The 23,337-nt window shown below is 71.6% G+C and carries 23 protein-coding genes; 15 read left to right on the forward strand and 8 right to left on the reverse strand.

Going from position 1 to position 23,337, the window contains the following annotated elements; genetic code table 11:
• Window positions 1–63: 63 nt before the first annotated feature.
• Together ACFWWR_RS17200 and ACFWWR_RS17205 are read right to left on the reverse strand one after the other, a co-directional pair.
• The gene (locus tag ACFWWR_RS17200) at window positions 64–765 is read right to left on the reverse strand and encodes a GntR family transcriptional regulator (RefSeq protein ID WP_383871648.1); all 702 of its coding nucleotides are present in this window, start codon (window positions 763–765) and stop codon (window positions 64–66) included.
• A 102-nt stretch (window positions 766–867) separates the two neighbouring features.
• Complete coding sequence (locus ACFWWR_RS17205) at window positions 868–2,223, reverse strand: aspartate aminotransferase family protein (RefSeq protein ID WP_384303973.1); 1,356 nt, start codon at window positions 2,221–2,223, stop codon at window positions 868–870.
• 187 nt (window positions 2,224–2,410) lie between these two features.
• Between ACFWWR_RS17205 and ACFWWR_RS17210 the strand changes: the two genes are divergently transcribed.
• The 3 genes from ACFWWR_RS17210 (at window position 2,411) to ACFWWR_RS17220 (ending at window position 5,457) form a co-directional block, all read left to right on the forward strand.
• Complete coding sequence (locus ACFWWR_RS17210; RefSeq protein WP_383871654.1) at window positions 2,411–3,019, forward strand: type 1 glutamine amidotransferase family protein; 609 nt, start codon at window positions 2,411–2,413, stop codon at window positions 3,017–3,019.
• The gene (locus tag ACFWWR_RS17215) at window positions 3,016–3,477 is read left to right on the forward strand and encodes a MarR family winged helix-turn-helix transcriptional regulator (RefSeq protein ID WP_384303976.1); all 462 of its coding nucleotides are present in this window, start codon (window positions 3,016–3,018) and stop codon (window positions 3,475–3,477) included. The genes ACFWWR_RS17210 and ACFWWR_RS17215 overlap by 4 nt, the downstream gene beginning before the upstream one ends.
• An 84-nt stretch (window positions 3,478–3,561) precedes the next feature.
• Window positions 3,562–5,457, forward strand: a complete 1,896-nt coding sequence (locus ACFWWR_RS17220; RefSeq protein WP_384303979.1) for a serine/threonine-protein kinase — start codon at window positions 3,562–3,564, stop codon at window positions 5,455–5,457.
• Window positions 5,458–5,601: 144 nt separating this feature from the next.
• On the opposite strand, the gene ACFWWR_RS17225 is transcribed toward ACFWWR_RS17220, so the two are convergent.
• Complete coding sequence (locus tag ACFWWR_RS17225) at window positions 5,602–6,348, reverse strand: SLATT domain-containing protein (protein WP_384303982.1); 747 nt, start codon at window positions 6,346–6,348, stop codon at window positions 5,602–5,604.
• A gap of 243 nt (window positions 6,349–6,591) precedes the next feature.
• On the opposite strand from ACFWWR_RS17225, the gene ACFWWR_RS17230 reads away from it, so the two are divergent.
• The 7 genes from ACFWWR_RS17230 to ACFWWR_RS17260 all read left to right on the forward strand — a co-directional run bounded on the left by ACFWWR_RS17230 (window position 6,592) and on the right by ACFWWR_RS17260 (window position 10,909).
• The gene (locus ACFWWR_RS17230) at window positions 6,592–6,936 is read left to right on the forward strand and encodes a YbaB/EbfC family nucleoid-associated protein (protein WP_217237067.1); all 345 of its coding nucleotides are present in this window, start codon (window positions 6,592–6,594) and stop codon (window positions 6,934–6,936) included.
• A 103-nt stretch (window positions 6,937–7,039) separates the two neighbouring features.
• On the forward strand, window positions 7,040–7,639 hold the full coding sequence (recR, locus tag ACFWWR_RS17235) for a recombination mediator RecR (RefSeq protein WP_007383602.1): 600 nt from the start codon (window positions 7,040–7,042) through the stop codon (window positions 7,637–7,639).
• Entirely contained in the window at window positions 7,632–8,297 is a 666-nt protein-coding gene (locus ACFWWR_RS17240; RefSeq protein WP_383871665.1) for a DUF5063 domain-containing protein, read from the forward strand. The genes recR and ACFWWR_RS17240 overlap by 8 nt, the downstream gene beginning before the upstream one ends.
• A 157-nt stretch (window positions 8,298–8,454) precedes the next feature.
• Window positions 8,455–8,868, forward strand: a complete 414-nt coding sequence (locus ACFWWR_RS17245; protein ID WP_384303986.1) for a hypothetical protein — start codon at window positions 8,455–8,457, stop codon at window positions 8,866–8,868.
• A 227-nt stretch (window positions 8,869–9,095) separates the two neighbouring features.
• The gene (locus ACFWWR_RS17250; protein ID WP_384303989.1) at window positions 9,096–9,941 is read left to right on the forward strand and encodes a tetratricopeptide repeat protein; all 846 of its coding nucleotides are present in this window, start codon (window positions 9,096–9,098) and stop codon (window positions 9,939–9,941) included.
• A 117-nt stretch (window positions 9,942–10,058) separates the two neighbouring features.
• Window positions 10,059–10,247: a hypothetical protein gene (locus ACFWWR_RS17255; RefSeq protein WP_383871675.1), complete on the forward strand. Its 189-nt coding sequence runs from the start codon at window positions 10,059–10,061 to the stop codon at window positions 10,245–10,247.
• Between the two features lie 161 nt (window positions 10,248–10,408).
• Window positions 10,409–10,909: an SgcJ/EcaC family oxidoreductase gene (locus ACFWWR_RS17260; RefSeq protein WP_384303992.1), complete on the forward strand. Its 501-nt coding sequence runs from the start codon at window positions 10,409–10,411 to the stop codon at window positions 10,907–10,909.
• A gap of 47 nt (window positions 10,910–10,956) precedes the next feature.
• Here ACFWWR_RS17260 and ACFWWR_RS17265 read toward each other — a convergent pair whose 3' ends face one another.
• Window positions 10,957–12,306: a sensor histidine kinase gene (locus tag ACFWWR_RS17265; RefSeq protein WP_383871682.1), complete on the reverse strand. Its 1,350-nt coding sequence runs from the start codon at window positions 12,304–12,306 to the stop codon at window positions 10,957–10,959.
• The gene (locus ACFWWR_RS17270; protein WP_384303995.1) at window positions 12,303–13,016 is read right to left on the reverse strand and encodes a response regulator transcription factor; all 714 of its coding nucleotides are present in this window, start codon (window positions 13,014–13,016) and stop codon (window positions 12,303–12,305) included. The genes ACFWWR_RS17265 and ACFWWR_RS17270 overlap by 4 nt, the downstream gene beginning before the upstream one ends.
• A gap of 213 nt (window positions 13,017–13,229) precedes the next feature.
• Here ACFWWR_RS17270 and ACFWWR_RS17275 point away from each other — a divergent pair, with 213 nt between their 5' ends.
• From ACFWWR_RS17275 to ACFWWR_RS17290, 4 genes are all read left to right on the forward strand, one after another.
• Complete coding sequence (locus ACFWWR_RS17275; protein ID WP_383871687.1) at window positions 13,230–14,510, forward strand: aspartate kinase; 1,281 nt, start codon at window positions 13,230–13,232, stop codon at window positions 14,508–14,510.
• Entirely contained in the window at window positions 14,510–15,574 is a 1,065-nt protein-coding gene (locus tag ACFWWR_RS17280; protein ID WP_383871690.1) for an aspartate-semialdehyde dehydrogenase, read from the forward strand. The genes ACFWWR_RS17275 and ACFWWR_RS17280 overlap by 1 nt, the downstream gene beginning before the upstream one ends.
• Window positions 15,575–16,095: 521 nt before the next feature.
• Complete coding sequence (locus tag ACFWWR_RS17285; protein WP_383871768.1) at window positions 16,096–16,671, forward strand: SigE family RNA polymerase sigma factor; 576 nt, start codon at window positions 16,096–16,098, stop codon at window positions 16,669–16,671.
• A 119-nt stretch (window positions 16,672–16,790) separates the two neighbouring features.
• Window positions 16,791–17,831, forward strand: coding sequence for a hypothetical protein (locus tag ACFWWR_RS17290; protein ID WP_383871693.1), 1,041 nt, complete (start codon window positions 16,791–16,793; stop codon window positions 17,829–17,831).
• A gap of 24 nt (window positions 17,832–17,855) precedes the next feature.
• Here the strand turns inward: ACFWWR_RS17290 and ACFWWR_RS17295 are convergent, their stop codons facing one another.
• Together ACFWWR_RS17295 and ACFWWR_RS17300 are read right to left on the reverse strand one after the other, a co-directional pair.
• A complete protein-coding gene (locus ACFWWR_RS17295; protein ID WP_383871696.1) occupies window positions 17,856–18,653 on the reverse strand; it encodes an SURF1 family protein in 798 nt (265 codons plus the stop codon).
• Between the two features lie 4 nt (window positions 18,654–18,657).
• Window positions 18,658–19,071 carry a nuclear transport factor 2 family protein gene (locus tag ACFWWR_RS17300; RefSeq protein WP_384303998.1) on the reverse strand — a complete coding sequence of 138 codons (414 nt, stop codon included), beginning with the start codon at window positions 19,069–19,071 and terminating at the stop codon, window positions 18,658–18,660.
• A gap of 165 nt (window positions 19,072–19,236) precedes the next feature.
• Between ACFWWR_RS17300 and ACFWWR_RS17305 the strand changes: the two genes are divergently transcribed.
• Window positions 19,237–21,054, forward strand: coding sequence for a S9 family peptidase (locus ACFWWR_RS17305; RefSeq protein ID WP_384304001.1), 1,818 nt, complete (start codon window positions 19,237–19,239; stop codon window positions 21,052–21,054).
• A 227-nt stretch (window positions 21,055–21,281) separates the two neighbouring features.
• Here ACFWWR_RS17305 and ACFWWR_RS17310 read toward each other — a convergent pair whose 3' ends face one another.
• Entirely contained in the window at window positions 21,282–23,219 is a 1,938-nt protein-coding gene (locus ACFWWR_RS17310; protein ID WP_384304097.1) for an NAD-binding protein, read from the reverse strand.
• Window positions 23,220–23,337 lie beyond the last annotated feature (118 nt).

A 23,337-nucleotide genomic window follows, 5' to 3' on the forward strand; every position in this document is an offset into this window, starting at 1 on the left:
GGTAGTCGGTGCGGCACCGGGTCGGCTGCCCCTGTGCACGTCACATACCCGGCCCGGCCCCGCTCACCCCGTGGAGAGACGTTCGATCAGAGCCAGGGCCTCCGCGTTGTACGCGGCGACGATCGAGCGGGCGGCCTCGGTGTCGCGCTGGGCCAGGGCGTCCACGAGTTCGCTGTGGCCGTGCCACAGGCGGCCGCGCAGGTCGGTCAGCAGACGCAGGTGCTGCACCGTGCACACCCAGGACTGCACGCGCAGCCGGTGCAGGAAGTCGGCGAGGTAGCGGTTGCCGAACAGGCTGCTCAGCTCGCGCCAGAAGCGCAGGTCGTAGCCGATCAGGACGGTGAGGTCACCGGCGGCCGCGGCGCGCTGCGCCTCGTCGGCGCGGCGTCGGACACCCGCCACGGCGGCGGCCGTACGGGGGTCGTCGAGGTCGCGGTACCCGAGGTGGCCGTTGTCGAGTGCCTGGAACATCCCGTCGGTGACCAGGGTGCGGGCCTCGAGGATGCCCCGGAAGTCCTCGACCGAGTACTCGTGCACCCGGAAGCCCCGGTGCTGGTCGGCCTCGAGGAGCCCTTGCGCGGACAGGTCCACCAGCGCCTCGCGCACGGGTGTCGCGGAGACGCCGTACTGCTCGGCGATCTCCTTCACCGTGAACTCCTGCCCCGGCTGCAGCCGCCCGGCCAGCACCTCGTCTCGAAGCGCGTCGGCGATCTGCTGCCGCAGGGTGCTGCGGGTCACGGCGCCGCTGCCGCTACGGCCGGGCATGGTCGGGGCGTCTCCCTCGTCGCGATCCGGTGGCGTACACGTACATGTCTACGAGCACGCCACCTTACGCGTTCGAATCGGCGAGGATGTCGGCCCAGGTGACTACTCCGTGTACTCGTCCGCCACCGTCAGCGCCGCGTCCAGCGCGGCCAGTCCTTCCTTCAGCTCCGCCTCGCTCGCGTTGCACGGCGGCACCACATGCGTCCGGTTCATGTTGATGAACGGCCACACCCCGCCGGCCTTCACGGCGGCACCGAACGCGGCCATCGGCGCGTTCGCCTCACCGGCCGCGTTGTACGGCACCAGCGGCTCGCGCGTCTCCTGGTTCTTCACCAGTTCGATCGCCCAGAACATGCCGACGCCGCGCACCTCGCCCACCGACGGGTGCCGCCCGGCCAGCTCCCGCAGCGCGGGCCCGACGACGTCCGCCCCGAGCCGGGCCGCGTTCTCGACGACGCCCTCCTCCGCCATCACGTTGATCGTCGCGACGGCCGCCGCACACGCCAGCGGATGCCCCGAGTACGTCAGCCCGCCCGGGTACGGCCGCTTCCCGAAGGTCTCCGCGATCGCCCCGGAGATGGCGACGCCGCCGAGCGGCACGTATCCGGAGTTCACGCCCTTCGCGAAGGTCATCAGGTCCGGTACGACGTCGAACAGGTCCGCCGCGAACCACTCGCCGGTCCGCCCGAACCCGGCCATGACCTCGTCCAGGACGAAGACGATGCCGTACTTGTCGCATATCTCACGGACGCCGGCGAGGTAGCCCGGCGGCGGGACCATGATCCCGGCGGTCCCCGGAATCGTCTCCAGGAGGATCGCGGCGATCGTCCCCGGCCCCTCGAAGGCGATCGTCGTCTCCAGGTGCTCGAGGGCCCGCGCGCACTCCTGCTCCTCGGTCTCCGCGTAGAAGCGGGAGCGGTACAGGAAGGGCGCCCAGAAGTGCACGACACCGGCCGCGGCACCGTCGGAGGCCCAGCGGCGCGGGTCACCGGTAAGGTTGATCGCCTGCTGCGTGCCGCCGTGGTACGAGCGGTACGCCGACAGCACCTTCGGCCGGCCCGTGTGCAGCCGCGCCATGCGCACCGCGTGCTCCACGGCGTCGGCGCCGGCGTTGGTGAAGAAGATCTTGTCCAGGTCGCCGGGTGTCCGCTCGGCGATCAGCCGCGCCGCCTCCGACCTGGCCTCCAGTGCGAAGGCGGGCGCGAAGGTGGTCAGGGTCGCGGCCTGTTCCTGGATCGCGGCGACGACCTTGGGGTGCTGGTAGCCGATGTTGGTGTAGACGAGGCCGCTGGTGAAGTCGAGGTACCGGTTGCCGTCGTAGTCCCAGAAGTACGACCCCTCCGCGCCGGCCACGGCGAGCGGGTCGATGAGCTCCTGCGCGGACCAGGAGTGGAACACGTGCGCACGGTCCGCGGCCTTCACGGCGGCGCCGACCTCGGGGTTTGGCTGAGGGGTCATGGGCCCGAGGGTAAATGTCCGCGATGCGGAAGCGATATCGGCGTCCTGTCTGTGGACGGAGGCTTTCCGCGACAGGTTGTCGAAGAGCATGGGGCGGTGTGAGGGCCGACCGAGCATCTATTGACAGCCTCCTGTCGAAATGACAGCATGTTGTCATCAGAAACCAGAGCAGTCCGAGGAGGCAGCAATGAGCCGCAAGCCCGTGCATCTCGGCGTGTACGACACCCTCGCCGACTGGGAGACGGGGCACGCGACGGCGTACCTCGCCCGCGCCGGACACGAGATCCGGACGGTCGGCCCGACCCGCGAGCCGGTGACCTCCATCGGCGGCCTGAGCGTCCGGCCCGACCTCGCCCTGGACGACGTACGCCCGGAGGACAGCTCCCTGCTGATCCTCCCCGGCGCCGACCTGTGGGACATGTCCGACGACCTCGCCCCCTTCGCCCGCAAGGCCCGCGCCTTCCTGGACGCCGGCGTGCCCGTCGCCGCGATCTGCGGGGCCACCGCCGGGCTCGCCCGCGAGGGCCTGCTCGACGACCGCGACCACACCAGCGCGGTCTCCTTCTACCTGGCCGCGACCGGATACGGCGGCGCCGAGCGGTACGCCGACGCCGACGCCGTCACCGACCGGGGCCTGATCACCGCCGGCCCGACCGAACCCGTCGCCTTCGCCCGGGAGATCTTCCGGCTCCTCGGGGTGTACGAGGGCGAGGTGCTGGACGCCTGGTACCGGCTGTTCCACGACTCCGACGCCGAGGCGTACGCCGTACTGGAGAAGGCCGGGGCGCAGCAGTGAGCCGGGAGCGGCAGGACCTGTTCAGCCGCAGCGCGCTCTGCGTCTTCCGGCTGAACGGCCAGTTCCTCGCCGTGGCCGAGGAGTTGGCGAAACCCGCCGCACTCACCGCCGCCTGGTGGCAGGTGCTCGGCGCGGTGCTCGGCGAACCGCTGCCGGTCTCCGGCATCGCCCGCGCGATGGGCATCACCCGGCAGAGCGTGCAGCGCATCGCCGATCTGCTGGTGGAGAAGGGCCTCGCCGAATACCGGCCCAACCCCGCACACCGGCGTGCCAAGTTGCTGGCGCCCACGGAGGAGGGACGGGCGGCGATCTCCCGCATCGACCCCGGGCACGCGGCGTTCGCCGACCGGCTGGCGCAGGCGTACGGCGACGACGCCGAACTCGCCGAGGCCGTCCGGGTGCTGGAACGGCTGTCCAAAGTGCTCGAACAGGTGGGCCCGCCTGTTACGGAACCGTAGACAACGCCCAGCTCACCGCAGGGTGGAGCCGCACTATCCTCGGGCTGTTGCTCACGTGCGGGGCGGGGGAAGGGCGGCGCGACGATGGAGAAACTGGGGCCCGGAGATCCACAACGGATCGGTGCGTACCGGCTGCTGGCGCGGCTCGGCGCCGGCGGGATGGGGCAGGTGTATCTGGCCCGGTCGGACCGGGGGCGCACGGTCGCCGTCAAGCTCGTACGGGAGGAGCTGGCCGCGCAGGACGAGTTCCGGGCCCGGTTCCGGCAGGAGGTGCAGGCCGCGCGGCAGGTCGGCGGGTACTGGACGGCGCCGGTGCTGGACGCGGACACCGAGGCGCCCGTGCCGTGGGTCGCCACCGGGTATGTCGCCGGGCCCAGCCTCCAGCAGGTCGTCGGCCACGACCACGGGGCACTGCCCGAACGCTCCGTCCGCATCCTCGCGGCCGGACTGGCGAACGCTCTGAAGGACATCCACGCCGGCGGGATCATCCACCGCGACCTCAAGCCGTCCAACGTGCTGGTGACGATCGACGGTCCACGGGTCATCGACTTCGGCATCGCGCGAGCCCTGGAGACGGTGACGGACGGGGGGCTGACCCGGACCGGCGCACTCGTCGGCTCGCCGGGGTTCATGGCGCCCGAGCAGGTCCGGGGTGACCGGATCACCCCCGCGTGCGACGTCTTCTGCCTCGGCTCGGTGCTGGCGTACGCCGCGACCGGCAAGCTCCCCTTCGGCACCGCCAACAGCGGCGTCCACGCCCTGATGTTCCGCATCGCCCAGGAGGAGCCAGACCTGGAGGGCGTACCCGAGGGCATCGCCGACCTGGTGCGCGCCTGCCTGAACAAGGAACCGGGGGCGCGACCCACGCTGGACCGCATCCTGGAGCGCACGGACGCGGTGGACACGGTGTCCGGGGGGCGGTCACGGGATCCGTGGCTGCCGGGGGCGCTGGTGGCCCAACTGGGGCGGCACGCGGTGGAGTTGCTGGATGCGGAGGATCCGGAGGGGGTGGGGGGTGACGGAACGGGGGCCGGCGCGACCCAGGTTCCCGAGACGTCTCCCGAGGCATCCCCCGAGCACGCCGCCGTCGCCGACGCCACGTCACCCGGCCCGCCCGTGCCGGGGCAGCCGGGCAGTGGCGCGCGGCTGGACCACCTGCCCACCGTCGTCGCGGGCCAGGGCGGTCGGACGCCCCCGCCGGGAGCCCCGGCAAGCCCGGCCGCCCCCGCCCCGGCCCACCCCGCGTACGGCTACCCGCAACAACACCCGCAGCCCCCGGCGTACGGCTATCCGCAACAGCCGGGCACCCCGCCGCCGTACAACCAGTACGGCAGCCTCGGCGGGACGCCGCCCTACGGCCCACCTCCCGCCGCCCCGCCCTACGGCCCGCCCCGCCAGGACCCCGGGAAGAACGGCCGCTCCACCGCCCTGCTCGTCCTCGTCGCCCTGGTCGTCGCGCTCGGTGCCGGCGGCTCGGTCTACGCCCTGATGAGCGGCGACGGTGACAAGGAGGACGGCGGCGGGGGGACCGCCAGCCCCACCGCGACCGCTCCCACGACCCCCGGCCAGAGCACGCCCGCAGACCCGTCACCCTCGGCGCCGACGACCTCCGCCCCGCCGTCGGACGGCGCGATCCCGGCCGACTACCTCGGCACCTGGACCACGACGATCGACAATGCCGACGGCCTGCACACCCGCGAACTGACCCTGCGGCAGGGCGAGACGGGCGACGCGGTCCTGTCCCTGGTCGCCGACGGCCCCACCGCGAACGGCACCTACCACTGCGTCTTCCAGGCAGACCTGCTCGAAGCGCCGACGGGCGACGGCCCCTTGAACATCGGGCCGTCCTCGGTCACCAGCGGTGAGCCCCGGTCCTCCTGCACGCCGGGAGCGCCGACCGAGATCACCCTGCTCCCGGACGGCACACTGGAGCGCACGAACACCGGCACGGACGAGAAACTGACGTACACCCGACAGTGACCATCTCTCAGCCCGTCCGGCGTTTGAGGACGAGGCGCTTCGGGCCGATGGAGGTCCGGGGGCGCAGGCCCCGGGGACGGGACGGGTAGGGGCGGCGGGGGCGAGAATGCCCGGCGGCAAACCGCACCGCACCGCACCGCACCCTCACCGCGGCTCCGGCGGTCGCTGGCGAGGCATGTTCGGCCGGGCCCCCGCCCCCGGCGGCAGAAACCGCCCCTGAAAAGCCCCGGCGTCCGTCCGCTGCCCCACGGCCATCGCCGACTGGAGACCCAGCGGCGACGTGCCCGTGTGGAACTCGACCATCCAGTCGACCGTCTCCGTGCGCACCAGCTCCGTCACGTCCTCGGAGAACCTCCGCAGCACCCCCAGACACCGCTCGGTCGCCTCGCTCGCCGTCCCGTCCGCGGGCCCCAACACCTCCCGCACGCACTCCGACGCCCAGTCGAACTGGAGCACCTGGAGCCGCCGCTGCACGGCCTGGGCCGTGGCCACGTCCCTTATCCAGCCGGACGTCACGCCGAAGAACCGGTCCCCGGCGACGCACGCGACCGCCAGCAGCAGGGAGAGATACCCCCAGGGCGCGGCGCCGACCGCGACCCCCGTCATGTCCAGCAGCGGCAGCGCGGCCCCCGCCACCGCACCGGCCGCCGCCCCCACCCGCATCCCGCACGCCGCCCGCCGCTTCCACACCCGGTCCGCGAGATACCAGGCCGCCGTCTCCAGCGCCCCGCGCTCCACCCACCGGTACAGCTCGTCCAGCCGTACGGCGGGCTCGCCCCAGTCCCCGAGCGGAAACGCCCGCCCCGTCAGATCGCCCGGCCGCAGCCCGGCCGCCCCCTCGCCCGGCCCGTCCTGAGGTGGACCCTCGGGCTGCATCTCCGGCTGACCCACCCGGCACTCCCTACCTGATCCCGACCGATCACGTTGCGTGACGCGTGATGCTGCTGCGTCGCCCCCTTCCTACCGCCCAATGGGTGGCTAAGGCGTAGCTTTCGTCTCTTTTCCGCCCGGAAGAGTCCCTTGATCAGGTATAGGATTCGCCGCCCACTCACTCGAAAGAGTGCTGGGGCGATGCCTGCGCGGAGCACGTAGGCTCGTGCTGACGGGAACTCCGTACTGACCAAGGAGCTGATCGTGATCCCCGGTGGTGGCCAGCCCAACATGCAGCAGTTGCTGCAGCAGGCCCAGAAGATGCAACAGGACCTGGCGAACGCGCAGGAGGAACTCGCCAGGACCGAGGTCGACGGTCAGGCGGGCGGCGGCCTGGTGCGGGCCACCGTCACCGGCGCCGGCGAGCTGCGTGCGCTGAAGATCGACCCGAAGGCGGTGGATCCGGACGACACCGAGACCCTCGCCGACCTGATCGTGGCGGCCGTACAGGCGGCCAACGAGAACGCGCAGACCCTCCAACAGCAGAAGCTCGGTCCGCTGGCCCAGGGCCTCGGCGGCGGCAGCGGCATTCCCGGACTGCCGTTCTAGTCCCTCGGGTCGCACCAAACCAGTGCCCGGCCTGCCTTACTAAGACGGGCACAGGGCAACTACCGTACGTACAGAAGGAACCCCAGGAAGGACGGGCAGTCCGTTGTACGAAGGCGTGGTCCAGGACCTCATCGACGAGCTGGGGCGGCTGCCCGGCGTCGGTCCCAAGAGCGCGCAGCGGATCGCCTTCCACATCCTCCAGGCGGAACCGACGGACGTGCGGCGACTCGCGCAGTGTCTGATGGAGGTCAAGGCGAAGGTCCGCTTCTGCGCGACCTGCGGCAACGTCGCACAGGAAGAGCTGTGCAACATCTGCCGCGACCCCCGCCGCGACCTGTCCGTCATCTGCGTGGTCGAGGAACCGAAGGACGTCGTGGCGATCGAGCGCACGCGCGAGTTCCGCGGCAAGTACCACGTGCTCGGCGGGGCGATCAGCCCGATCGAGGGCGTCGGCCCCGACGACCTGCGGATAAGAGAGCTGCTCGCGAGGCTGGCCGACGGGACCGTCACGGAGCTCATCCTCGCCACGGACCCGAATCTCGAAGGCGAGGCGACGGCCACGTACCTCGCCCGCATGATCAAGCCCATGGGCCTCAAGGTCACCCGCCTGGCCAGCGGCCTCCCGGTGGGTGGCGACCTGGAATACGCGGACGAGGTGACCCTCGGCCGCGCCTTCGAGGGGAGACGACTCCTAGATGTCTGACGCCACGCTGCACGAACGCAGCCAGAATCCCGATGACTTCGCGGTTCAGATCGCGGACCAGATCGAGAGCTTCCTGGTGGCCGTCACCGAGGTGGCGAGGGGCGACGAGCCGGACTCGGCGGTCCCCTTCCTCCTCCTGGAGGTCTCCCAGCTCCTGCTGGCCGGCGGCCGCCTCGGCGCGCACGAGGACATCGTCCCCGACGAGCGCTACGAGCCCGACCTGGGCCCGGAGGGAGACGTCGACGACCTCCGCGAGAACCTCGCCCGGCTCCTCGACCCGATCGACATCTACTCCGAGGTCTTCGACCCCTACGAGCCCCGCAAGGCGCCCGTTCCGGCCCGGATCTCCGACGACCTCGCCGACGTCATGACCGACCTGCGCCACGGCATGGCCCACTACCGTGCCGGCCGCACCTCGGAGGCGATGTGGTGGTGGCAGTTCTCCTACTTCTCCAACTGGGGCTCCACCGCGTCGGCGAGCCTGCGCGCACTCCAGTCGGTGGTCGCCCACGTCCGCCTGAACCAGCCCCTGGAGGAGCTCGACGGCCTGGACACGGACCAGGAGATCGGCGACGAGACCCTGGAGTTCGAGGCAGGTCGTGTGATGGCGGAGGAGATCGCGGGGCCGCTGGGCCTGCACCAGGCCGAAGCCAAGTAGTCCCGGCGGACGGGGGAGCCGAGCAGCACGAGCGCCGCCGGCGGTACGTCGACCACGCACCCGCTCGTCGACATGGCCGGCGTCCTCTCCGGCCGGATGCACCCGTCCAACCTCCAACCCCCTGCGCCCCGGCCGCCACGGGCGTCATGATGGCCCTATGACGGGGCGGGCGAAGGCGTTGATGTGGACGGGGATCGGGCTCTGTGCCGCGGGAGCGGCGGGGCTGGTCGTGGGCGGCGTGCTGGACGTCGACGCGGCGGATCCGTGGGCGAGTGTGGCCGGGGGAGCGGCGGGGCTGGTGGGGCTGGCACTCACCATCTACGCCCTCTTCTCGGACGGCGGCGGTACGACGTCGGTCACCGCCGGCGGGGCGCGGTCCGTCGCCGCGGGCGGGAGCATCGGGGTGGCGGTGACCGGGGACGGGACTGCCGTGGCGGCGCCACCTGCGGCACCCTCCGCCCCCGCACCCGCCCCTCCCGCGCCCCGAGCCGGGAACGTGACCGCCTCCGGCGATCGTTCGATCGCCGCGGGAGGTGACATCGGCTCCGCGTCGACCGGCGACGGGCGATGAGTTCGTCCTCGGCGTAGGCGTCGGGGGACCGGTCGATCGCCGCCTCCGGGGACATCCACCAGGCCCTGACCGGCGACAACTCCCTCGCGATCCACGTCGACCGGAGCGCCCACGTCGACCGGAGCACCCGCATCGACCGCCAGGTCGTCCTGCCACCCGACTCCCCGGGCGCCGCGCCTGGGCCCGCCCCACCCCGCCTCCGCAACATCCCGGCCCGGCTGGGCTTCGTGGGCCGTCGCCACGAACTGGCCCTCCTCGACGAGGCGTTGAGTGCCGCGCGCGGGGTGGTCGTCCAGGCCCTGCACGGGCTCGGCGGCATCGGGAAGTCCGCGCCGGCCGCGCACTGGGCGGATCAGCGGGCCGGGCAGTACAACCCGGTGTGGTGGATCGGCGCCGAGACGCGGGCCGACATGGACGCCGGGCTCGCCGCCCTGGCCACCGCGTTGCAGCCGGACTTCGCCGGGACCCTGTCCCAGGAGGCGCTGTGCGAGCGGGCGGTGCAGTGGCTGGCCTCCGACGCCTACCGGGCCGTGGGCGACCTGGAGCACGCGTTCACCCTGTGCGAGCAGACCCTGGAACGCTGCCGCGAGACGCTCGGCGAGGACCACCCGGAGACACTCCGCGCCTGGCACGACCCGGCCTCCTGCTATCGCACCGACCAACAGGTGCGACGCTCCGTGGAGTTGGTCGAACGCACGCTGCAGCAGTGCCGTGAGTCCTTCGGCGACGAGCACCCCACCACGCTGTGGACGCAGAACGTCCTGGCCGGCGCGTACCGTGCCGCCGGCGACACCGACCGCGCCGTCGAGCTGTGCGAGCGCACGCTCGAAGTGCGGGAACGGGTCCTCGGCCACGACCACCCCGACACGCTCGTCTCCCGCAGCAACCTCGCCGCCACCTACGAGTCGGCGGGGGAGCGGGAGCGGGTGACGGGGCTCTTCGCCCGGGTGCTGGAGGACCGGGCGCGGGTCCTCGGCCCGGATCACCCGGACACGGTCCGGTCGCAGGCGATCCTGCGGTCCGCCCGGGGACGTACCCCTGCGGGTCCTCCCCTGAGTCCCCCCGTGGTGTAGCCCGCTACACCACGGGTCCGGGAGAACACTCCCTCGTGGCGGCCGCCGGAAAACGGAATCGTTAAGGGCACAAGGTCAACCGGCCCGCAACGGCCCCCACACCCCAAGGAAAACGCCATGAAGTCGCTGCTCTCCTCCAAGCCCGCCCTGTGGTTCCTGTTCCTGTTCAACCTCACCGTCGCCGTGGCCGCGCCGTTCGTCGTGGACGGGACGCAGGGCGTCATGACCGCCGTAGGAATGGGTGTGGTGTCCCTGGGAGCCGGCGTGAGCCTGCTGCGCGGACGTCAGGCCGCAGCCGCCGCCTGAGCTGTGACCGGGCGCTCACGGAACGTCAATTGGGTCCGTCCTGGCTCTGCCCTGTATCTCGCCTGTACGGGGCCTAACCAGCGAAAAGAGAGTCTGGAGTCACTCCACACCGCACCGCACGCGGAGGGAGGAAGACCCACCTCGAAACGCAGGAGACAGCGATGACCCGTCGTTCCATATCCAAGCGCGCAGCCATCGTGACCGCCACCGCCCTCGTCGCCATCGGCACGGTCACCGCCGGTGTCAGCCTGGCCGGCCAGGACTCCCCGGAGAAGGCGAGCAAGAAGCAGATCACCTCGCTCTTCGAGACCTGGAACGCCGCCCTGCAGACCGGTGACTCGGGCAAGGTCGCCGACCTGTACGCGAAGGACGCGGTCCTCCTGCCCACCGTCTCCAACAAGGTCCGCACGGACCGCGCCGAGATCGTCGACTACTTCGACCACTTCCTCGAGAACAAGCCGGTCGGCAAGAAGATCGAGACGATCGCCAGCGTCCTCGACGGCGACTCCGCGATCGACACCGGCGTGTACGAGTTCACGCTCACCGACCCCGACACCGGCAAGAAGCGCGTGGTCGAGGCCCGCTACACGTACGCGTACGAGAAGATCGACGGCGAGTGGCTGATCGTCAACCACCACTCCTCGGCGATGCCCGAGGGCTGATCCCGAGGGCTGGTCCCCGAGGCGCCGCCTGAAGGCCCCGCGACCGGTCAGCCGCCCGCGCGCAGGCGGATCTCCACACACAGTCCGCCGCCGGGCACGTCCCGGAGCGTCACGGTCCCGCCGTCGTCCGTCACGAGCTGCTTGACGACGGCGAGGCCGAGACCGGAGCCGGACCGGCCGGTCAGGCCCTGGCCGCGCCAGAAGCGGTCGAAGGCGCGGGACTTCTCCGGATCCGACATGCCGGGCCCCTCGTCGAGAACCGACAGCACCACTTCGTCGCCCCGCGACTCCATCCGTACGGTGATCGTGCCGCCGTCGGGTGACACCTCCAGGGCGTTCGAGAGCACGTTGTCCAGCACCTGGTCCAGGTGACCGGGGCTGGTCAGCACCAGCAGCCGGCCGTCGGCACTCCCCCTGAGCGCGACGGTGACTCCGCGCTCGTCGGCGGCCGGCCTCCACACCGCCAGGCGCTCGTTCACGATGTCCGGCAGGGACAGCGGCTCCGCGGCCGTCACCTTGGCCTCGGCCCGCGCCAGCACCAGCAGCCCGTTGACCAGCCGGCTCATGCGGACCACCTCGGCGGTGGCCTGCTCCACGTCCTCCCGTACGAACTCGTCGTCCACGCCGTCCGCGATGTTGTCCAACGAGAGCCGCAACGCCGTGAGCGGCGTACGGAGTTGGTGGGAGGCGTCGGCCACGAAGATGCGCTGCGAGGCGATCAGGGTGTCCAGACGTTCGCCCGCCTGGTTCAGGGTGCGGGCCAGGGTCTGCGTCTCGGTCGGACCCGTCACCGCGGAACGCGCGGTCAGGTCGCCGTCGCTGAACCTGCTCGCCATGGCGTTGAGTTCGCGCAGGGGTGCGGTGATGCGGCGGGCGGCGACAGCGCCGATCGCGGCCGCCGCGGCCAGGACGAGCACGGCCAGGCCGGCCCTGAAGCCCCAGATCTGCCAGAGCCTGGCGGTCATGTCCGAGGTCGAGTACACGATCCGTACGGCACCGCCCTCGCCCGACGCCCGGGCGGGGACCGTGACCACCAGCTCCTTGCCCCAGATGACGTCGGCGCCCCAGTCGGGCCCGGGCTTCTCGCCCTTCAGGGCCTGGGCCAGGGCCGCGTCGTTCGCGGGCCGGGGCAGCTTCGGTACGCAGCCGTTGGTAGGGGTCGCCTCGACCTTGCCGGGCGTCTCGGCGCGGTACGCCTCGGCCATCTGCTCAAGGGCGTCGCACGAGGTTCTGTCGCCGTTGCCCAGCAGCAGTGCCATGGTGTTGGCCTCGCGCAGGACGGACACCGCGGTGTCGTCCCGCAGCTGCTTGGTGAGCGTGAAGGCGACCGGCACGGTGAAGAGGAAGATCGCGACCGCCACGAGCAGGATGTAGCTGCGGATGAGCTGGCGGTTCATGAGGCGCCGCTGCCTCCGGCGCCGTTGCCGCTCTCGCCGTCGTCCTTGACGATCTCCAGGCGGAACCCGACCCCCCGCACCGCCTCGATCGTGATCGCGCCCTGCAGCTTCCGCCGCAGCGCCGCCACGTGCACGTCCAGGGTCTTGGTCGGGCCGAACCAGTTCGCGTCCCAGACCGCCTCCATGATCTGCTCGCGCGACATCAGCGCGCCCGGCTCCTCGGTGAGGAAGGCCAGCAGGTCGTACTCCTTGGGCGCGAGGGCGACCTCCTCGCCGTCCAGGCGGACGCGGGCGGCCTTGCGGTCGACGGTCAGGCGGGCGCCGTAGCGGTCGGGGCCGGCCGCGGCGGCCTCACGCGGCTGCGTGCGCCGCATCACCGCCCTTATCCGCGCGATGACCTCCCGCACGCCGAAGGGCTTGGACACGTAGTCGTCGGCGCCGAGCTCCAGGCCGACCACCCGGTCCGTCTCGTCACTGCGTGCGCTGATCACGATGATCGGCACGTCGCCGCGTTCCCGGAGGGCCTTGCAGACGTCGAGGCCGTCCGTGTCGGGCAGCCCGAGATCGAGGAGTACGACGTCGTAGGGCTCCGGGTGGGCCAGGGCGGCGGCGCCCGTGCTGACCCAGTCGACCTCGAAGCCGTAGCGGGTCAGGCCGCGGCGAAGGGACTGGGCGACCGGCTCATCGTCTTCCACGAGAAGTACGTGCACAGGCCGAACCCTAGTGCTTGAAACTTAATTCACAGGCAGGACCTGTGACGCTTGGCACTTTTCCGAAGGGCCTCTCGTGGGCATGCGCTGACCTGGGCGCCCGAGTCTCACGATGCGATACCTCAGGGGCGAATTTCGGGCGCTCGATAGACTGAGCCGACCGCAGTACATATGCGTATGTGCGGATAGAGACTGACTGAGCGAGGAGCGCACGTGGGCCTTGTCGTGCAGAAGTACGGAGGCTCCTCCGTAGCCGATGCCGAGGGCATCAAGCGCGTCGCCAAGCGAATCGTGGAAGCGAAGAAGAACGGCCACCAGGTGGTCGTGGTCGTTTCCGCGATGGGCGACACGACGGACGAGCTGATCGATCTCGCCGAGCAGGTATCCCCGATGCCGGCCGGGCGTGAGTTCGACATGCTGCTGACCGCCGGAGAGCGGATCTCCATGGCCCTGCTGGCCATGGCGATCAAAAACCTGGGCCACGAGGCCCAGAGCTTCACCGGCAGCCAGGCAGGCGTCATCACCGACTCGGTCCACAACAAAGCGCGGATCATCGACGTCACGCCCGGCCGGATCAGGACGGCTCTGGACGAGGGCAACATCGCCATCGTCGCCGGGTTCCAGGGTGTCAGCCAGGACAAGAAGGACATCACCACGCTGGGACGCGGTGGGTCCGACACCACGGCCGTGGCGCTCGCCGCCGCCCTCGACGCCGAGGTGTGCGAGATCTACACCGACGTCGACGGCGTGTTCACCGCCGACCCGCGGGTGGTGAAGAAGGCGAAGAAGATCGACTGGATCTCTTCCGAGGACATGCTGGAGCTCGCCGCCTCCGGCTCCAAGGTGCTGCTGCACCGCTGCGTGGAGTACGCACGCCGTTACGACATCCCGATCCACGTCCGCTCGTCCTTCTCCGGACTGCCGGGCACCTGGGTCAGCAACGAGAAGCCCGAGTCGCAAGGGGACCAGCAGGTGGAGCACGCCATCATCTCCGGAGTCGCCCACGACGTCTCCGAAGCCAAGATCACGGTTGTCGGCGTCCCGGACAAGCCGGGCGAGGCCGCGGTGATCTTCCGCGCCGTCGCGGACGCCGAGATCAACATCGACATGATCGTGCAGAACGTGTCCGCGGCCTCCACCGGTCTGACGGACATCTCCTTCACCCTCCCCAAGACCGAGGGCCGCAAGGCCATCGACGCCCTGGAGAAGGCGAAGGGCATCATCGGCTTCGAGTCGCTGCGCTACGACGACCAGATCGGCAAGATCTCGCTCGTCGGCGCCGGAATGAAGACCAACCCGGGCGTCACCGCCTCCTTCTTCCAGGCGCTGTCCGACGCGGGCGTGAACATCGAGCTGATCTCGACCTCCGAGATCCGCATCTCGGTCGTCACCCGCCAGGACGACGTCCCCGGGGCCGTCCGCGCCGTGCACTCCGCCTTCGGGCTCGACTCCGACAGCGACGAGGCCGTCGTCTACGGAGGCACGGGACGCTGATGGCCGGGACGGGATCCGTACGACCGTCGCTCGCGGTCGTGGGCGCGACCGGAGCCGTCGGCACGGTCATGCTCCAGATCCTGTCCCAGCACGCGGACATCTGGGGCGAGATCCGTCTGATCGCCTCACCGCGCTCGGCCGGCCGCAAGCTGGCCGTGCGCGGTGAGCTGGTCGAGGTGGTGGCCCTGTCGGAGGAGGCCTTCGACGGGATCGACGTCGCCATGTTCGACGTACCCGACGAGGTGTCCGCCCAGTGGGCGCCGATCGCCGCCGCCAAGGGCGCGGTGGTGGTGGACAACTCGGGCGCCTTCCGGATGGACCCTCACGTACCGCTGGTCGTCCCCGAGGTCAATCCCCACGCGGCCCGCGTCAGGCCGCGGAACATCATCGCCAACCCGAACTGCACCACCCTCTCCATGATCGTGGCCCTGGGCGCGCTGCACGCCGAGTTCGGGCTGCGCGAGCTGGTCGTCTCCTCCTACCAGGCGGTGAGCGGGGCCGGGCGCGCCGGTGTCGAGACCCTGCGCCAGCAGTTGTCCCTGGTCGCCGGTACGGAACTGGGGACCAGCCCCGGTGACGTGCGGCGGGCGGTCGGCGACAACACCGGGCCGTTCCCGGAGCCGGTCGCGCTGAACGTCGTACCGTGGGCCGGGTCGCTGCGCGAGGACGGCTGGTCGTCCGAGGAGATGAAGGTGCGCGACGAGTCGCGCAAGATCCTCGGACTGCCCCGGCTGCCCGTCGCGGTGACCTGTGTACGGGTGCCGGTCGTCACCACGCACTCGCTGACCGTCCACGCCCGCTTCGAGGGCGAGGTCACCGTCGGCAAGGCGCGCGAGATCCTCGCCACAGCGCCCGGAGTCGTCCTCTTCGACAATCCGGAGGCGGGGGAGTTCCCGACGCCGGCCGATGTCGTGGGCACCGATCCGACCTGGGTCGGACGGGTGCGGCGGGCGCTGGACGACCCGACGGCGCTCGAACTGTTCGTCTGCGGAGACAACCTGCGCAAGGGCTCCGCGCTCAACACCGCGCAGATCGCGGAGCTGGTGGCGGCGGAGTACCGGTGAGGGCCCAGGTCGCGGGCCGGAGTGACGTTTCGCGGGCCTCGTCCGCTTCATGTCGTGTGTGACGTGTGTTGAAGCAAGGGGCTACCGCCGGAAAAGTCCTGGCAGAAACCGCGTACATTTGTAGGATCTGTATGAGAAATGTGGTCCGGCCGTTGGTCCGGACCACTTGAACCGAGCCGCCTCGGCATCCGAAGATTTGGCTCCCCGTCCTCCGCAACCGCGCGGTGGGCGGGGAGCGTCTTTGCGAACGCCCTTCGGGGGCGCGGGGACTCTTGACGGGGCGTGGGGACGCCCTGGCCATTCAGGACACAGGGGAAGAGCGGGTTGGGCATGAGCGCGTTTGACGCACGGTCAGTTGTGCTGCCTGGCAGAAGACGGCCGGTCGCGTACAACCATGACGGGGGGAAGCGTGTCCAACTGGCGTGGCAGAGGTTCTCGACTTCAGAGCGGCGACGCGCGGCACGGCCCTTCGGCCGCCCCGCCCGTCCCTACGACCCCGCATGGCCGGCGCGCCCGGTGGCATGCCGGTGATCGCCCCCATGCCCGCAGCGCGGCCCGCCCGCATTCCCGGACAGCGTGACGGCGCCGAAGAAGCCGTGGCCGCCGGCACGACCGTCGACCATCTCACCGAGACCTACCGGGCGCACTACCGCTCGCTGCTGGGTCTCGCCGCCCTCCTCCTCGACGACACCGCCTCCTGCGAGGACGTCGTCCAGGAGGCCTTCATCCGCGTCCACTCCGCGCGCAAACGCGTCCGTGACCCGGAGAAGACCCTCGCGTACCTGCGTCAGACGGTCGTCAACCTCTCCCGCTCGGCCCTGCGCCGCCGCATCCTCGGCCTCAAGCTGCTCTCCAAGCCGATGCCGGACATGGCGAGCGCCGAGGAGGGTGCGTACGACCAGCTGGAGCGCGACTCCCTGATCAAGGCGATGAAGGGCCTGCAGCGCCGCCAGCGCGAGGTCCTGGTCCTGCGCTACTTCGCGGACATGACCGAGGCCCAGGTCGCCGAGACCCTCGGGATATCGCTGGGTTCCGTCAAGGCGTACGGCTCGCGCGGCATCGCCGCTCTGCGGGTCGCCATGGAGGCCCCGGCATGAACGCGGACAACGACGGGAGGCGTCATCTGCACGTCCCCCACGAGCCCTATGAATGGCGCGAGCCGACAGAGTCGTCGGGCAATCAGGCGCCGAAGCAATCGCACGCTGGGAACGGAACTGTGAACCACGGCCCCGACGACCAGAGCTCCACGGGGCTCGACTCGGACGAGCTGGCACTGCGCAGCCTGCTGCATCAGGCGGTGCAGGAGATCGAGCCGAGCGACGGCACGCTGGACCATCTGCGCAAGGCGGTACCCGCCCGGCGGGCGCGCAAGCGGCAGGCCGTCGTCGGCATGGCGGCCGCGGCCCTCTTCATCGGCACCGCCATCCCGGCTCTCGTGCACGTCTCCAACTCCACCGGCGCCGACGCCGACCCGTCCATGGCCGGGCACTACTCCCAGGCACAGGGCGGTGCCGGCGAGGGCAAGGGCCCCGACGGCGGTGAGAGCACCTCAGGCGGCTCCGCCGGCAAGACCGAGGACAAGGGCAAGGGCGAGCAGAAGGAACAGGACAAGGGCAAGGGCACCGGCAGCAGCACCGGGGCGAGCAGCGGCGCCGACCCCTCCGCCACCAGCGCGGCAGGCGTCCCCGTCTGTACGACCGCCGAGCTCGGCTCGACCACCCAGACCGTCGACGCCCCCGACTCCGTCGGCGCGGTCTACGGCACCTTCCACATCACCAACACCTCCGCCATCAGCTGTTCCGTCAACGGCCCCGGCACGGTCACGCCGACCCCGCAGGGCGCGGCGGACGCCGCCAAGATCACCACGGCCCGGCATGTCGCCGGGGACGCGGCGGCCTCGCTGCCCGACCCGGCCCTGGAAGCCGCCTCGCTGGTGCTGAAGCCGGGCGCCGCCTACGACGTCAAGTTCGCCTGGGTGCCCTCGGAGACCTGCCCCACGACCGGCGACACCACGGGCGGCGACACGGGCAACCCGACGCCCGACCCCACGCCCACGGACGACACCGCCACCGACGGCGGCACGACCACGGGTGGCGACACCGGCACCTCGACCCAGCTCCTCACCGAGGACGGCACGGCCGACGGCAGCGTGGTCGTCACGAACACCGCGGAGGGCGGGGCGCCGTCGATCTCGGCGGTGGTCTCCAACGCGTGCGCGGGGACCGTGTACTGGACGGGCGTGCTGGCGGGGTCCTGAGGGCGCCGCGTGTGGGTGCCGGTCTCAGACCGTCACCCGGCCCGCCTGCTCTTCCTGGTCCTCGTCCGGCACGAGCCCCAGCTCCGCGTCCCGGAGGAACTCGACCTCCCGGCGCAGCAGCCGGAACCACATGAACACCACGAACCCGGCGAACACGAACCACTCGCCGGTGTACCCGAGGTTCTGGAACGCCTTCAGGTCCAGCCCCGTGTCCGGCGGCGCCGCCGCCGGCACGGCCGTCATCCCCGAGTCCGCCTTGGTGAGCGTGACCCACGCGTCGTACACGTCGTACGGCACGAGGTTCACCAGCGACGCTGCGCTGATCGCCGCGGTCTGCCCGGTCGGCAGCCCGCCCTCGGCACTGACGCCGTTGCTCCCCGGCGACTCGGACGCCTGGAGGGCACCGGTGACGGTGACCTCGCCGGTGGGCGCGGCCGGGGCCTTCGCCGGGTCGGGGGCGCCGGGCAGCCAGCCCCGGACGACGGGCAGGGCCTTGCCGCCGTCGGTGCGCAGCAGCGTCAGGACGTAGTAGCCCTTCTTGCCGTCCAGCTCACGGTCCGGGACGAGGAGCTGCCGGTCGTACCTGCCGGTCGCGGTGACCGGCTTGCCGGAGGTCACCTTGTCCACGGGAAGCAGCTCGGTCAGCGGCCGGGCGGTCTCCCGCTCGGCGGACCCGGCCTCGGCGCTCGCGGTCCGGTGGTCCTGCATCCGGTCCTCGAAGCGGCTCAGCTGCCACGACCCCATGAAGACGCAGAAGGGGATGGCGAGCAGCACGAAGACGTTGATCCCCCACCAACGGGGCGTCAGCAGAAACCGGTACACGCCATCAAAGGTACGGGGCTCCCGCGGGGGCCGGCCCTCGGGGGTCGTACCGCTCGACGAGGTGCTCCCGGCCGGCCGGTGGCTCGTAGGGCTCCGGCCAGAAGTCGGTGACGGCGGATATCCGGCCGCTGTCGTCCGCCGCGAAGAACGAGATGGCGTGCATCTTCTCCGGCCCCACCGTGAAGTGGAGCCAGGTGACCACCTGTTCCGGCTCGGCGACGATCCGCTCGACGCGCAGGTGCCAGTCGCCCGGATACTCCCGGTTGAACCGGACGTACTTCTCCCGTCCGCTGATCCGCTCGCCAGTCTGCGGCAGCGTGTACACCACGTCCTCGGCCAGGGTGTCCGCGAACGTGTCCCAGTCCCGGGCCTCGGCGGAGGCCCACAAGGTCTCGACTGTCCTGCGCAGATCCGTCATGCCGAAGAGTCTGCACCCCGCCACTGACAACGGACCGGGAGCGCCGAGGGTTGACCGGAGCTCCGGCCGAGCGCCGGCCGAGGGGAGGCCACAGGGGCGGAAAGTTATCCACAGGCTGGGGACCCTGGTCGGCGCGTTGTCGGTCGGTGCGGGCAGTATGGGGCCATGACTGAGAGCAACGGGTCCGCCGCGGCCGAGCGCAATGAGGAGATGCCGGACTGGGAGAAGCGCTTCCGGGCGCCCCGGGTGTCGCTGCCGGACTGGGCGGAGGACGCACCGGACCGCTCCCTGTTCGTGTCGAACGCGACGGGGACGTACGAGCTGTATGCCTGGGACCGCACGACGGGCCGGCAACGCCAGGTGACCGACCGGCCGAACGGCACGACGGACGGTGTGCTCTCCCCGGACGGCACCTGGGTGTGGTGGTTCGACGACAAGGACGGCGACGAGTTCGGCGTCTGGCGCCGCCAGCCGTTCGAGGGCGGCGAGGACGAGCTCGCCACGCCCGGGCTGGAGGCGTCGTACCCGGCGGGCCTGGCGCTCGGACGCGACGGTCGTACGGCGGTCGTGGGCCGGTCGACCGACGAGGACGGTACGACGATTCATGTCGCCCGCACCGGCGAGGCCCCGGTGGAGATCTACCGCCACCGCGAGTCGGCGGGCGTCGGCGACCTCTCCCACGACGGCTCGCTGATCGCGATCGAGCACACCGAGCACGGCGACGCGATGCACTCGGCACTGCGCGTCCTGCGCCCCGACGGCACGCCGGTCGCCGAACTCGACGACACCAAGGGCGGCAGCAAGGAGCTGGGCCTCGAGGTGCTCGGCTTCGCGCCGGTGGCGGGGGACACCCGGCTGTTGATCGGGCATCAGCGGCGGGGCCGCTGGGAGCCCCTGGTGTGGGACGTGGCGACCGGCGTGGAGAACGACCTCGCCCTGGACCTGCCCGGCGACGTGAGCGCGGAGTGGTACCCGGACGGCACCGGGCTGCTCATCGCGCACAGCTTCGAGGCCCGCAGCGAGCTCTTCCGCTACGACCCCGCGACCCGCGACCTGGTCAGCATCCCGACCCCGGCCGGCACGGTCTCCGGGGCGACGGCCCGCCCCGACGGCAGCGTGGAGTACCTCTGGTCCTCGGCCGCCGAGCCCTCGGCCGTCCGCTCGACGACCGGCAAGGTCGTCCTCGACCCGCCCGGCATGAAGTCCCCGGGGTCCGTCCCCGTGCAGGACGTGTGGGTGGAGGGCCCGGGCGGCCGCATCCACGCCCTGGTCCAGAAGCCGGCGGGCGCGACCGGCCCGCTCCCCACCGTCTTCGACATCCACGGCGGCCCGACCTGGCACGACAGCGACTCCTTCGCCGCGGGCCCGGCGGCATGGGTGGACCACGGGTACGCGGTGGTCCGCGTCAACTACCGCGGCTCCACGGGCTACGGCCGCGCCTGGACCGACGCCCTGAAGCACCGGGTCGGTCTCATCGAGCTGGAGGACATCGCGGCGGTCCGCGAGTGGGCGATCACCTCCGGCCTCGCCGACCCCTCCCGCCTCATCCTCACCGGCGGCTCCTGGGGCGGCTACCTCACCCTCCTCGGCCTCGGCACCCAGCCCGGCGCATGGTCCCTCGGCATCGCGGCGGTCCCGGTCGCCGACTACGTCACGGCCTACCACGACGAGATGGAAGCCCTGAAGGCCATGGACCGCACCCTGCTGGGCGGTACCCCGGAAGAGGTCCCGGAACGCTTCGAGGCGTCCTCACCCCTCACGTACGTCGACCAGGTCAAGGCCCCGGTCTACATCTCCGCCGGCGTCAACGACCCACGCTGCCCGATCCGCCAGATCGACAACTACGTAAAACGCCTGGAGACGAGGGGCGCGATCCACGAGGTATACCGCTACGACGCGGGCCACGGCTCCCTGGTCGTCGACGAACGCATCAAGCAGGTCCAACTCGAACTGGACTTCGCGGCAAGGCACTTGCCCGTTTAGTCAGGGGCGTCAGCCTGCGGGCAATCGTGCCGCCTAGGGCGGCACGGGTGGGCGCAGGCGGCACCCCGTAGCGCCGGGCTGCGCGACCCACCCCCGCGCAGCCCGAGCACCGGGTGCCGTCTCCACGCCGGCCCAGCCCCAGCGGCAGCTGCCGGGTGCCGCCACACCCCGCCCACCCGCACCACCGGCTACCGCCTACGCCACCGTCCGCTCCCACCGGCTACCGCCTACGCCCCCGCCCGCTCCCACCGCGCCCGCCTGCCCAACAACTCCGCCAGCCCTCGACGCGTCGCCGCCAACACCACCCGGTCCGACGCCCGCAGGACATACGTGTCGGGCAGATCCCACACCAACCCGGACGACGCTCCCGACGACCGCGCGTCCTCGTAGGCCTCCTCCGTGGCCGGCTCCTCCCGCCCACCCCCGGACGCTGCCGTGTCCAGCGCGAGCACCCGCCACGCCCCCGCCCGAAACGCTTCCCCGACCGTCTTCCCCTCCAACTGCGGATGCCCGCCCACCTCCACGGCAGCGAACAGCAACACCCGCCGCTCGACCGGGATCGCCCCCAGGATCTGCCGTCCCATCATCGCCCCGGCGAACGCGGGCGCGGCCAGATGGGACACACTCCGGCTCCGTGTGGACGCCCCGGGGTGCGCGGCCCGGAGGGTGCGGTACACGGCGGTCGCGAAGTCGTCGTCGTACAGCCGCAGGACGACCCGCAGGTCGGGCCGTACGGACCGCGCGTACAGCACGGCCTCCAGGTTGGTCGTGTCCGCGCTGGTCACTGCGAGCAGCGCGTTCGCACGGTGGATCTTGGCGGCCTCCAGGACGCCCTCCTGGGTGACGTCACCGAGCACGACCGGCACCCGCAGCCGCCGCGCCGTGGCGAGTCCGCGCGCGTCGGGATCGGACTCGACGCACACCACGGGGATGTGCAGTTCGCGCAACCGGGTCAGCACCCGTGTACCGATCTTGCCGAGGCCGAGCAGCACGACGTGTCCGCCGAGCCCGCGCGGCGGCTTGCGCAGCGCGGACGCGCTCCGGAAGGTGCCCAGCGCTTCGAGCACCGCGGCCAGCAGCACCGGCAGGAGCAGCAACCCCACCAGACCGGAGAAAAGTTGGAGGATCTGACGGCCGGTGGACGCGCCGAGCGCGGGGTCGTTGATGGCGAAGAGGTCGAGCAGGGTCAGGTAGGTCGCGTGCAGCGGATGGTCGCCGGTGACCAGGGTCAGCGCGACCGCGAGCGCGACCACGCACCCCACCAGCCCGGCCAGCGACCACCGCAGCCGCCGCGAGAACAGCGAGGCGAACGGCGGCACGATCCCGCGCCCGGAGGGCAGGGCGGGCCCGGAGTACGACACCTGCTCCAGTACGACGGTTCCGCGCCCGACGGCGGCCCGTACCGTCGCCGCGTCGGGCAGCAGCAGCGGCCCCTGCTCGCCGCTCTCCGGACCGTTCGGGTCGCCGGCCGGGTCGCCGGTCGAGTCGTTGGGCGTCGCGGACAGCAGTGCGAGCGTGGCCAGCCCCGGATCGGCCGTCTCGCCGGGCCTCGGCACCGGACGCTCCACCGCGCGCAGCATCAGCCCGTCGGTCTGTACGACCTTGCTGGTGCCGACGACGGCGCTCGCGGCCAGCGCGGGTGCGGCCGTGTCGGCGTCGGACATGACCGTCGTGGAGGCGTCGAAGACCGCGGCGGGCCCCGTCGTGCCGCCCGTCGCCAACGCGGCGGCCTGGTCGAGGAGTTCCTCGATGTGCTGACCCAACCGCCGGTTGTACAGCCGCAGGACCAGCCGCAGGGTGGGATGGAGACGGCGCGCGGTGAGGGCGGCGCGGATGTTGGTCTCGTCGTCGTCGTACACGAGGGCGAGCGCGGCGGCCCGCTCCACACCGGCCTCGGCGAGCACGGCCTCGGTCACCTCGCCGGCCTCCACGACCACCGGGTCGAGCCCGGGGGAGTCCGTCGGAGTCCCGCTCACCCCGGCCCGGTTGACGGCCGCGTTCACCATCCGGTCCAGCAGCGCCGAGGCCGTGCGGGCGCGTCCGACGACCGGCGTCCGTACGGTGCGCTCGGCGGGCGGGACGACGAGGGTGACCTGTTCGCCGTACACACCGCGCAGTTCGGCGGCCAGCCGGTGCGCGAGGCCGTCGTCGCCGCACACCACCATGTGCGCGGCGGCCGCGCCACCCGGCGGACTCTGATTCGGAACGCTCACCACAAGGGAACAGCCTGCCTCACTGGTACGGGTGGTCACCCGGCCGGGTCCGGGCGGACCGGGACATGAT

The organism is Streptomyces sp. NPDC058678 (assembly GCF_042714835.1).
In the GTDB taxonomy this organism is placed as follows: Bacteria; Actinomycetota; Actinomycetes; order Streptomycetales; family Streptomycetaceae; genus Streptomyces.